6 protein-coding genes and 1 pseudogene are annotated in these 11,401 nt (G+C 71.6%); 5 read left to right on the top strand and 2 right to left on the bottom strand.

Annotated elements, in window-relative coordinates; all coding sequences use genetic code 11:
- Nucleotides 1–294: 294 nt before the first annotated feature.
- Entirely contained in the window at nucleotides 295–765 is a 471-nt protein-coding gene (nrdR, locus tag CCS01_RS21085) for a transcriptional regulator NrdR (protein WP_104520737.1), read from the bottom strand.
- A gap of 6 nt (nucleotides 766–771) precedes the next feature.
- Nucleotides 772–2,076 (bottom strand): serine hydroxymethyltransferase, encoded by a 1,305-nt coding sequence (gene glyA / locus CCS01_RS21080; protein ID WP_104520736.1) that lies wholly within the window; start codon nucleotides 2,074–2,076, stop codon nucleotides 772–774.
- 112 nt (nucleotides 2,077–2,188) lie between these two features.
- Here glyA and tsaE point away from each other — a divergent pair.
- The 5 genes and pseudogenes from tsaE to addA form a co-directional block, all read left to right on the top strand.
- Nucleotides 2,189–2,632, top strand: a pseudogene (tsaE, locus tag CCS01_RS35400) (tRNA (adenosine(37)-N6)-threonylcarbamoyltransferase complex ATPase subunit type 1 TsaE); the annotation flags it as partial.
- 281 nt (nucleotides 2,633–2,913) lie between these two features.
- Nucleotides 2,914–3,936, top strand: a complete 1,023-nt coding sequence (locus tag CCS01_RS21070; protein WP_104520734.1) for an aminoglycoside phosphotransferase family protein — start codon at nucleotides 2,914–2,916, stop codon at nucleotides 3,934–3,936.
- Nucleotides 3,937–3,938: 2 nt separating this feature from the next.
- Nucleotides 3,939–4,682, top strand: coding sequence for a nucleotidyltransferase family protein (locus tag CCS01_RS21065; RefSeq protein WP_104520733.1), 744 nt, complete (start codon nucleotides 3,939–3,941; stop codon nucleotides 4,680–4,682).
- Nucleotides 4,673–7,897 (top strand): double-strand break repair protein AddB, encoded by a 3,225-nt coding sequence (addB, locus tag CCS01_RS21060; RefSeq protein WP_146101877.1) that lies wholly within the window; start codon nucleotides 4,673–4,675, stop codon nucleotides 7,895–7,897. The genes CCS01_RS21065 and addB overlap by 10 nt, the downstream gene beginning before the upstream one ends.
- Nucleotides 7,890–11,360, top strand: coding sequence for a double-strand break repair helicase AddA (addA, locus tag CCS01_RS21055; protein WP_104520731.1), 3,471 nt, complete (start codon nucleotides 7,890–7,892; stop codon nucleotides 11,358–11,360). Before addB ends, addA begins: the two co-directional genes overlap by 8 nt.
- Nucleotides 11,361–11,401: the final 41 nt, after the last annotated feature.

The raw sequence follows: 11,401 nt of genomic DNA, 5'->3' as shown, positions 1-11,401 counted from the left end.
TGTGGGGCGGTTGGGCGGGTGGGGTCACCACGTTTCGTCATGGCCGGGCGTGTCCCGGCCATCCACCCCCCACCGTCGCAGCGCGGATGGCCGGGACAAGCCCGGCCATGACGGAGAAAGAACGGGCGTGCCGCTCACCGCACGGCTCCGGTATAGGACGGGCGGCGACAGGTGGTCGCCCTCTCATGCCAGGTCGTCGCCCCATCATCATGGCCATCCGCCCCCCGTCGTCGAAGCGCGGATGGCCGGGGCACGCCCGGCCATGACGGTGAGAGAACGGCCGCGGCGGCCACCCTACTGTTCCTCTGGCGCCTGGCCCTGGCCCAGCCCCCCGACAAATTCCTCAAAGTCCTTCGCCTCACGGAAATTCCGGTACACGCTGGCGAACCGGACATAGGCCACCTTATCCAGTTCCTTCAGCGTGTCCATCACCAGCTCCCCGATTTGCTTGCTGGGGATGTCGCTGTCGCCCGACGCCTCGAGCTGCCGCACCACCGAATTGACGATCCGCTCGATCCGCTCCTCCTGGATCGGCCGCTTGCGCAGCGAGATGCGGATCGACCGAGCCAGCTTGTCGCGGTCGAACGGCACCCGCCGGCCGTCCGACTTCACCACCGTCAGCTCGCGCAGCTGCACCCGCTCGATGGTGGTGAAGCGCTGTCCGCAATTGCCGCAGAACCGACGACGGCGGATGGCGCCGTTGTCCTCGGTGGGACGGCTGTCCTTCACCTGGGTGTCGTCGAAGCCGCAGAACGGGCAGCGCATGGAGCCTCAGAGCCCGGGATACAGCGGGAAGCGGGCGCAGAGTTCCTTCACCTTGGCGCCGACGGTTTCCTCCACTGTGGAGTTCGACCCGTCATTGGATCGGCTCAACCCCTCGATGACGTCGTCGATCATCATACCAATCTGCTTGAACTCCTCGGCGCCGAAGCCGCGCGTGGTGCCGGCCGGGGTGCCCAGGCGGATGCCGGAGGTGACCGCCGGCTTCTCGGGATCGAACGGGATGGCGTTCTTGTTGGCGGTCATGTGGGCACGCTCCAGGCTGGCCTCGGCCGCCTTGCCGGTGACGCGCTTCGGCCGCAGGTCGACCAGCATCAGGTGGCTGTCGGTGCCGCCGCTGACAATGTCCAGGCCGCGCTGCTTCAGGGTTTCCGCCAGCACGCGGGCGTTGTCCTGCACCGCCTTCTGGTAGTCGCGGAACTCCGGCTGCAGCGCCTCGCCGAACGCCGCCGCCTTGCCGGCGATGACGTGCATCAGCGGGCCGCCCTGCAGGCCGGGGAACACGGCGGAGTTGATCTTCTTGCCGATTTCCAGGTCGTTGCACAGCACCATGCCGCCGCGCGGGCCGCGCAGGGTCTTGTGCGTGGTGGTGGTGACGACATGCGCATGCGGCAGCGGGCTGGGGAACAGCTCGGCTGCGACCAGGCCGGCGAAGTGCGCCATGTCCACCATGAAGTACGCGCCGACTTCATCCGCCACCTTGCGGATGCGCGCGAAGTCGATGAAGCGCGGATAGGCCGAGCCGCCGGCGATGATCAGCTTCGGCTTCTCGGCGCGGGCGAGGCTTTCCAGTTCGTCGTAGTCCAGCAGGCCGTCTTCCCGGCGCACGCCATACTGGACGGCGTGGAACCACTTGCCGGACTGGTTCGGCGCGGCGCCGTGCGTCAGGTGGCCGCCGGCGGCGAGGCTCATGCCCAGGATGGTGTCGCCGGGCTGCAGCAGGGCGAAGAACACCGCCTGGTTGGCCTGCGAGCCGGAATTCGGCTGGACGTTGGCAAAGGCGCAGTTGAACAGCTGCTTCGCCCGCTCGATCGCCAGGGTTTCGGCGACATCGACATACATGCAGCCGCCGTAGTAGCGGCGGCCGGGGTAGCCTTCCGCGTACTTGTTGGTCAGCACCGAGCCCTGCGCCTCCAGCACGGCGGCGGAGGTGATGTTCTCGGACGCGATCAGCTCGATGCCGTCCTGCTGGCGGCGAAGCTCATGCCGGATGGCGGCATCCAGTTCCGGATCGGTTTCCGCCAGCGGGGCGGAAAAGAAACGTTGGATGCTGGCGGCGGTGCTGTGCTGGTTCATCGGTCTTCCAAAGTAGCGATGTGTGGCGTTCCTGTAGCATGGGCAAGGTGGTCAACAAACCCGAAGTCATCGCCCATTGTGCGCGACTCCGGCAGTGAGGCAAATAAGCACGATGTCCGCGCCGTCATCCCGCACCGTCGCCCTGGCCGATCTGTCGGCAACCGAGGCGCTGGCCGCGCGCCTGGCGGGATTGGCGAAGCCGGGAGACAGCATCCTGCTGGAGGGCGACCTGGGCGCGGGCAAGACGGCGTTCGCCCGGGCGTTCCTGCGCGCCGCGTCCGGTGATCCGGTGTTGGAGGTGCCGAGCCCGACCTTCACGCTGGTGCAGACCTACGAGACGAAGATTGGTCCGGTCTTTCACTATGATTTGTGGCGGCTGGATGGGTCCGATTCCCTGGCGGAACTGGACTGGGACGACGCCCGCGACGGGATCGTGCTGGTGGAATGGCCGGATCGACTCGGCCCGCTGCGGCCGGCGGATGCGCTGGTGATTGCATTCCGGCTGGGGGAAGGGGAGGCGCGGGAGGCGACGCTGACCGGGTGGGCGGAGCGGGTTGGTCCAGTCGTTGCCATGTCGCCTGGCCCATCGGGGCGGCCATCCCCGTCCTCACCATCGTGGCAGCCACCCGCGCTCTCACCGTCGGGGCAGTCGGCGCCGTCCTCACCGTTGGGGCGGTCAGCCCCGCCCTCACCGTTGGGGCGGTCAGCCCCGCCCTCACCGTCATGGCCGGGCGTGTCCCGGCCATCCACCCCCCGCCGTCGAAGCGCGGATGGCCGGGACACGCCCGGCCATGACGATAAAGACGAGGCCGGCCACGCCGATGGGCACCCGAACACATGACGCGCGACGAGCACATCGCCGTCTTCCTCACCCGCGCCGGCTACGCCCCGAGCGACGCCGGACCGCTCGCCCAGGATGCCAGCTTCCGCCGCTACCTGCGGATGCGCGGCAACCCGCCCGCTGTGCTGATGGACGCGCCGCCGCCCGAGGACGTCCGGCCGTTCCTGCGCATCGCCGCCCATCTGTGCGGCATCGGCCTGTCCGTCCCCCGCATCATCGCCGCCGACGAAACCGCCGGCCTGGTGCTGGAGGAGGATTTCGGCGACGACCTGCTGTCCACCCTGCTCGACGCCGGCCACCCGCCGGAGCCGCTGTTCGACGCCGCGGTCGATGCCCTGGTCGTGCTGCAGCGCGCCGCCCCGCCCGCCGGCCTGCCCGCCGGCCTGCCCGCCGGCCTGCCCCCTTGGGACGCCGCCGCCATGGCCACCACCGCGCTCGGCACGCTGTTCGACTGGTGGTGGCCGGCACGCTTTGGCATCCAACCGCCCGCGGCAGCCCGCGACGCGGTGGCGGCGGCGCTGGCGGCGATGCTGGAACCGCTGGGCGCCGAGTCGCCCTGCCTGGTGCATCGCGACTACTTCGCCGGCAACCTGCTCTGGCTGCCGCGGCGCAGCGGCGCCAACCGCGTCGGCATCATCGACTTCCAGGGCGCCGCCCTCGGCCATCCCGCCTATGACCTCGTCTCGCTGCTGCAGGACGCCCGCCGCGACATTCCCGCCGCCGTCCAGCAGCGCGCCATCGGCCGCTACCTGGCGGCGCGGCCCGAGCTGGATCCGGACCGGTTCCGCATCGCCTATGGCGTCTGTGCCGCACAACGGCATCTTCGTGTCGCCTGCCAGTGGGTGAGGCTTGCCCTGCGCGACAACCGGCCGCAATACCTCGCCTACGGGCCGAGGACATGGCGCCTGCTGGACGACGCGCTGCGCCAGCCGGCGGCGGAACCGCTGGCTCGCGCCCTGAACCATTGGATACCGGCCGCCGAGCGCGGCAACCCACCCGCCTTGAAGCCAGGACTTTGAGCATGACTATTTTCCCGCGCTCCGCCATGGTTCTGGCCGCCGGCCTCGGCACCCGGATGCGGCCGCTGACCGAAACCACCGCGAAACCGTTGCTGACGCTTGGCGGCCGCGCCCTGCTTGACCACGCGCTGGATCACCTGGTTGCCGCCGGGGTCGAGACCGCCGCGGTCAACGCCTACTGGCAGGCCGACCGGGTGGCCGCGCACCTGGCGCAGCGGCCGTTGCCGCCGCGCACCGTGCTGCTGCGCGAGGAAAACCTGCTGGAAACCGGCGGCGGGGTGCGCGCGGCGCTGAAAGTGCTGGGCCCGGACCCGTTCTTCGTCATCAACGGCGACGCGTTCTGGCTGAACGGGCCGATCATGGCGCTGCGTCGCCTGGCCGGGTCGTTCGACGAGTCGGTGGATGCCGTGCTGCTGCTGCATCGCACCTCGCATGTCCATGCGGATGTCGGCTACGGCGACTTCGCCCTGGACAAATGGGGCAGGCCGCGGCGGCGGCGGGAGCGCGAGGTCGTGCCCTACATCTTCGCCGGCGTGCAGGTGCTGCATCCGCGGCTGCTGGCCGGCATGCCCGAGGGTCCGTTCAGCATGAACCGCGCCTGGGACGTCGCGCTGGAGACCGGGCGGATCCGCGCCGTGGTGCATGACGGCATCTGGTTCCACCTGTCCACGCCCGCGGACCTGGCGGAAGCCGAGCAGATCCTGGAGGCGGGCGTCACCGGCGACGCCCGTTGGCCGTGGCGCTGAACCTCTTCACGGTTTCGCCGCACCTCCCTTTTCTCGAAGCCATCGCGCGCGGCTGGCTGGCGCGCGGTGATGATCCTTTAACCGTCAGCCGCGGGCTGATCCTGCTGCCGACGCGGCGCTCGGCCCGGGCGCTGGCGGACGCGTTCCTGCGCGTCGGCGACGGGCGGCCGATGCTGCTGCCGCGCATCGCCGCCCTGGGGGCGCTGGACGAGGCGCCGCTGGCGCTGGCCGGGACGCTCGATTTGCCGCCGCCGGTCGAGCCGATGCAGCGGCTGGCGGCGCTGACCCGGCTGATCCTGGCGCTGAACGGCCAGAGCGGCGCGCCGCGGTCCGCCGACAGGGCCTGGCTGCTGGCGCGCGAACTGGCGCTGCTGATGGACGAGGCCGAGCGTGTCGGCTGCCGCCTGCCGCAATGCCTGCCCGACGCGGCGGACCCGGAATATGCCGGGCACTGGTCGCAGATCCTGAAATTCCTGCACATCGTCACCGGCCTGTGGCCCGACTGGCTGGGCGACAACGGCGTGATGAACCCGGCCGCCCGGCAGGTGGCGCTGCTGGAGGCGCAGGCGCGGGCCTGGGAGGACAATCCGCCCGATTATCCGATCCTGATCGCCGGCACCACCGCGGGCATCCCGGCGGTGGCGCGGCTGCTGCGCGTGGTGGCGCGGCTGCCGATGGGGCAGGTGGTGCTGCCGCAGCTCGACATGGTGATGGACGACGAAGCCTGGGCGACGTTGGAACCGTGCCATGCCCAGGCCGGGCTGTCGCGGCTGCTGGCGGAGCTGGATGCCACCCGCGGCGACGTGCAACTCTGGCCTGGGGACGCGCCGCAGACCGTGCCGCGCTCGCGCTTCCCGCTGCTGTCGCGCGTGCTGCTGCCGTCGGATGCGCTGCATGACTGGCTCGACCCGGAGACGGTGTCGCTGGAGGGCCTGTCGCGGCTGGACGCGGCGGACCAGCAGCAGGAGGCGCAGGCGATCGCGCTGGTGCTGCGGGAGGCGCTGGAGACTCCCGGCGCGCAGGCGGCGCTGGTGACGCCGGACCGGGAGCTGGCGGCGCGGGTCTCGGCCGCGCTGCTGCGCTTCGGCATCGTCGCCGACGACAGCGCCGGAGAGAAGCTGGCCGACACGCCGCCCGCCGTGTTCCTGCGCCTGCTGGTGCATGCGGTGGCCACGGAGCTGGCGCCGGTGCCGCTGCTGGCGCTGCTGAAGCATCCGTTGGCGGCGGCGGGGATGTCCACGCTGGCCTGCCGCGAGGCGGCGCGCACGCTGGAGCGGCTGTGCCTGCGCGGACCCAAGCCGATGGGCGGCACGAAGGGGCTGCGCAAGGTGGTCGATCGCGAGGCGGGCGCAGGGTCGCAGACGGCTGCGTTCCTGGCGCGGCTGGAGCACAGCCTGGAACCGCTGCTGCGCTTCGAGACGGCGATGGAAATCCCGGCCGCAGAAGCGCTGGCCGCGATGATCGAGTCGGCGGAGCGCCTGGCGAAGACCCCGGATGCCGAGGGCCCCGCCCGGCTGTGGGCCAACGAGGAAGGCGAGGCGCTGGCGGCGCACCTGGCGGAGGTGCAGGCGGCGGTAGGGCTGCTGCCGGACCTGAAGCGCGGCGTGTTGCCCGGGCTGCTGGACGCGGTGCTGGAGGGCGAGGTGGTGCGCAGCCGCCGGGCGCTGCGCGGGCGCGGCGGGTTCGAGCATCCGCGCATCTTCATCTGGGGCCTGCTGGAGGCACGGCTGCAATCGGTCGATCTGGTGGTGCTGGGCGGCCTGACGGAATCGGTCTGGCCGCCGATGCCCGATCCCGGCCCCTGGCTGTCGCGCCCGATGCGCACCCGCATCGGCCTGCCGGCGCCGGAGGAGAGCGTGGGCCAGGCGGCGCATGATTTCCTGGCGGCGTGCTGCTCGGCGCGGCGGGTGGTGCTGTCCTGCCCGGTGCGCCGCGATAACGCTCCGGCGGTGCCGGCGCGCTGGCTGACGCGGCTGGATATGTTCCTGGCGGGGCGGAACAGCGTGGCGGGAGGTGTCCGTGCGGCTGTCTCGCCCGCCGCGGCATCGCGGCCGGAGGGTTCATTGTCGTGGCCGGATGGTACATCGTCATGGCCCGGCTTGTCCGGGCCATCGCCGCCGGCACGTGCCGCGACAGGTGGCCCGGACAAGCCGGGCCATGACGGGAAGGGGGCGACGCGGCGCGCCTCGTCCATCAGCCGGACGGCGGTGTTCAGCCACACGTCTGGATTAGCCGGCAACCCCAGCGTCGAACCCCCAACCACCCAACTGCCGATCCACCCGGCCGTCGCCTGGGCGCGCGCCCTCGATCTGCCCCCGGGGCCGCCGAACCCGGTCCGGCCGCCGCGGCCGTGCCCCCCGGTCCACCTTCGGCCGCGCACCCTCAGCGTCACCGCGATCGAGACCTGGCTGCGCGACCCGTACGCTATCTACGCCCGCCATATCCTCAAGTTGGAAGCCCTCCGCCCGCTGGAGGAAGCGACCGACGCCTTCGACTACGGAACGCTGGTGCATGACGGCCTGCACCGCTTCCTCAAGACGCATGGCACTGCCTGGCCGGCCGATGCCGCGCAGGAACTCCGCGCCGCCATGGAAAAGGCGCTGGCGGCGGCCGAACTGCGCCAGGCGTTGCAGGCCTGGTGGACGCCGCGGCTGGAGCGCATCGCCGGCTGGGTCGTGGAAACCGAGACCACGCGCCGCGCCACCCGCCAGCCGGCCGCCATCGCCACCGAAGTCTCCGGCGCCATCGACCTTGCGCGTCCCGGCGGCGTGTTCCGCCTGACCTGCCGCGCCGACAGGATCGAGCGCCATGCCGACGGCACGCTGTCGATCCTCGACTACAAGACCGGCACGCCGCCGTCGCAGAAAGAGGTGGAGCTGGGCCTGGCGCCGCAGCTGCTGCTGGAGGCGGTGATCGCCGCCGAGCACGGCTTCGGCGCCGATCTGGGTGGCGAGACGGGGGAATTGATCTACTGGCACCTGACCGGCGGCCTCGATCCCGGGGACGAGACGGCGCTGTTCAAGAAAACCCCCGCCAACCTCGCCCTCGCCGTGCGCGACGCCAGGGATCGGCTGTGCGACCTGATCGACGCGTTCGACCAGCCGGACCGCGCCTACCTGTCCTGCCCGAACCCCGGCCTGGCGCCGCGCTTCTCGGACTACGCGCAACTGGCCCGGGTGGCGGAATGGTCCGCCGCGGGGGACGCCGATGACTGACGCCCTGCCGGAAACCGCGCGCGAGCGGGCCAACCGGGCGCAGATCCTGGCCTCGGACCCGGCGGTGTCGGCGTTCGTCGCCGCTTCGGCCGGGTCGGGCAAGACCAAGCTGCTGACCGACCGCCTGCTGCGGCTGATGCTGGCCGGGACGGAACCGTCGCGCATCCAGTGCCTGACCTTCACCAAGGCGGCGGCAGCGGAAATGGCGCTGCGCCTGCAGCGGACGCTCGGCCGCTGGGTGACGATGACGCCGGCGGACCTGTCCGAGGCGCTGCGCCGCCTGCATGTCGAGCCGACGGAGGACGCCTGCCGGGCGGCGCGGGCGCTGTTCACCAAGGTGCTGGACCTGCCGGGCGGCATGCGCATCGGCACCATCCACGCCTTCAGCCAGTCGCTGCTGCGCCGCTTCCCGCTGGAGGCGGCGATTTCTCCGCATTTCCAACTGGTGGACGACCGCGACGCCGACGACGCGCTGACCGCCGCGCGCGAGGACATGCTGGGGGCCGCAACTACCCCGGCGATGCTGCTGGCCCTGCGGACCCTGGCCGGGCTGTCGTCGGCGGACCAGTTCGGCCGGCACGTGCGGACGTTACAGACCGACCGCCTGCGGCTGCAACAGGCGCTGCTGCTGGGCGAGGACCTGCAGCGGGCGCAGTGCCGGGTGCTGGGCGTCTCGGTCACCGATGAGGAGGCGCTGATCGCGGACTCCGTCACGTGGCTGGGCGAGGCGGCGCTGCGGGATGCGGCCCGGCAGGTGCTGGGGAACTGCCCGAAAACGGTGAGGGAACGCGCCGAGGGCATCCTGGATTGGCTCGGCCAGACGGCCGACAGGCGCTGTCAGAGCTGGACCAATTGGTCTGGGTTTTTCCTGAAGAAGGATGGCGAATGCTGTGCCGCCTCGACGCTCGTCGGCAAGGCGTTCTCCACTGTCCCCGACGTGCTGGACCGCTATCTGGAGGAAGCCGAGCGCATTATCCGGATCGACGACTCCCGCCGCGCGCTGCGCCTCGCCGCGGTGTCGAGCGCGCTGGCGACGCTGGCCGGCCCGGTCGCCGGCGGTTATGCCCAGCGGAAGGAAGAGGCGGGGCTGCTGGACTACGACGACCTGATCGACCGCACCCGCACGCTGCTGTATGACCCTGGCGCCGCCTGGGTACTTTATAAACTGGACGGCGGCCTGGACCACCTGCTGCTGGACGAGGTGCAGGACACCGCGCCGCAGCAATGGCGCATCGCCCACGCCCTGACCGACGAATTCTTCGCCGGCTTCGGCACCCGCGACTGCGTCCGCACGGTGTTCGCGGTGGGCGACCGCAAGCAGTCGATCTACTCCTTCCAGGGCGCCGACGCGGCGGAGTTCGACCGCTCCCACCAGCAGCTGGCCGATCGGGTGACGCTGTCGGGCCATGTGTTCCGCGATGTCGGGCTGGACGTGTCGTTCCGCTCCACCGCGCCGGTGCTGGCGCTGGTGGATGCGGTGTTCACCCATGATCTGGCCCGCCCGGGCGTGGTGGGGAAGGACGAAACCCTGGCGCACTTCGCCGATCGCGCCGGGCACGCCGGCCTGGTGGAGTTCTGGCCACTGGCGCCGTGCCCCGAGCCGGCATCGCACACGCCGTGGACGGTGCCGGCGCAGAACCAGGGGCAGACCTCTGCCCGGCAGCTTCTGGCGGATGCGCTGGCAACCTGGATCGCGCAGCAGACCGACGGCTCGGTGCCGCTGGAGAGCAAGGGGCGTCCGCTGACTGCCGGCGACGTGCTGATCCTGGTGCGCCGCCGCGACGCGTTTGCCCGCGCGCTGGTGCGGGCGCTGAAGGCGCGCGGCGTGGCAGTGGCGGGGCTGGACCGGATGGTGCTGACCGACCAGCCGGCGGTGCAGGACCTGATGGCGCTGGGCGACGCGCTGCTGCTGCCCTCGGACGATTTGAGCTTCGCCTGCCTGCTGACCAGCCCGCTGGGCGGCCTGACGGACGACGAACTTGGCGAACTGGCCATCGGCCGGCGCGGCCCCTTGTGGGACGCGCTGCGCGAGCGGGCGGGGGAAAGCCCGGTTTTCGGCCGGGCGGCGCGATTCTTTGCCCAGTTGCTCGGCCGCGCCGACTATGTGTCCCCGTATGCGCTGTTCTCCGAGGCGCTGGGGCCGCTGGGCGGCCGGGCACGGCTGTTCGCCCGGCTGGGGGCGGAGGCGGCGGAACCGGTGGACGAATTCCTCAACGCCGCGCTGACCTATGCCGGGCGGCACCCGCCGTCGTTGCAGGGCTTCCTGCACTGGCTGCGCCAGTCCGGCGCCGAGGTGAAGCGGGAGCCGGAAACCGCCGGCAACCAGGTGCGGATCATGACCGTGCATGGCGCCAAGGGCTTGCAGGCGCCGCTGGTCGTGTTGCCGGACACCGCGGCGCTGCCGGTGGACGATGCCGCGATCGTCTGGGCCGACGACACGGCGACCGGCCGCAGCGTGCCGCTGTGGGCGCCGCGGCGGGAGTTCCGCTGTAAGGAACTGGAAAAGCTTCGCCTCGCCGGGCGGCGGCGGCAGATGGAGGAGCACAACCGACTGCTGTATGTCGCCCTGACCCGCGCCGAGGACCGCCTGCTGGTCTGCGGCTGGCAGGGCCGCAACGCGCCGAAGGATGAGTGCTGGCACAGCCTGGTGCGGCACGGCTTCGAGACGCTGAACGCCGAGCGCGCGCCGTTCGGCCCGTGGGAGGGCGAGCGGATGTGGCTGCGCTCGCCGCAAACTCTTCCCCCCGAAACGCTGTCCGCCGCGGTGCGCGCCGATGCGGCCGTGGCGCTGCCGCACTGGGTTGGCGCCGCGCCCGCCTGGTTGCCGTCACCGCCGCCGCCCGAGCCGCCGCGCCCGCTGCCGCTGGCGCCCAGCCGCCCGGAGGGGGCGGAGCTGGGCTCGATCCCGGCGGCGGAGTCGCCGTTCCCGAAGCGCGATCCCGGCGGCAACCGGTTCCGCCGCGGGCAGCTGATCCATACGCTGCTGCAGCACCTGCCGGCGCTGCCGGCCGAGGACTGGCACGCGGCGGCGCTGCGCTTCCTCGACAAGCCCGCCCACAGCCTGCCGGAGGGCGAGGCGGCGCGGATCGCCGATGAGATCGTCGCGGTGATGACGCACCCCGGCCTGTCGCCGCTGTTCGGGCCGGAAGGGCGGGCGGAGGTGCCGCTGACCGGCGTCGTGGCGGACGTCGTCGTCTCCGGCGTGGTCGATCGCCTGGTGGTGCTGGACGACCAGGTGCTGGTGGCGGATTTCAAGACCAACCGCCGCCCGCCCGCGCGGGTGGAGGACACGCCGGTGATGTACCTGCGGCAGATGGCCTCCTACCGGGCGCTGCTGCGGCCGATTTTCCCTGGCCAGACAGTGCGCTGCGCACTGGTCTGGACGCACGGCGTCACGGTGGCCGTGCTACCGGACGGCCTGCTCGATCGGCATGACCCCGGCCATGCGCGCGATGATGCTTGACCGCCGTGGCCGGCAATCCCAACTTTCCCGTAACTGAAACC

Origin of the sequence: Rhodopila globiformis, from assembly GCF_002937115.1 — a bacterium.
GTDB classification, from domain to species: Bacteria; Pseudomonadota; Alphaproteobacteria; order Acetobacterales; family Acetobacteraceae; genus Rhodopila; species Rhodopila globiformis.
The sequence above is the reverse complement of the archived record's forward strand: the minus strand, read 5'-3'. Positions and strand labels throughout refer to the sequence as shown.

Coding starts and splice junctions, on each gene's coding strand:
- nrdR (WP_104520737.1), bottom strand. CDS start 765: ATGCGCTGCCCGTTCTGCGGCTTCGACGACACCCAGGTGAAGGACAGC.
- glyA (WP_104520736.1), bottom strand. CDS start 2,076: ATGAACCAGCACAGCACCGCCGCCAGCATCCAACGTTTCTTTTCCGCC.
- CCS01_RS21070 (WP_104520734.1), top strand. CDS start 2,914: ATGACGCGCGACGAGCACATCGCCGTCTTCCTCACCCGCGCCGGCTAC.
- CCS01_RS21065 (WP_104520733.1), top strand. CDS start 3,939: ATGACTATTTTCCCGCGCTCCGCCATGGTTCTGGCCGCCGGCCTCGGC.
- addA (WP_104520731.1), top strand. CDS start 7,890: ATGACTGACGCCCTGCCGGAAACCGCGCGCGAGCGGGCCAACCGGGCG.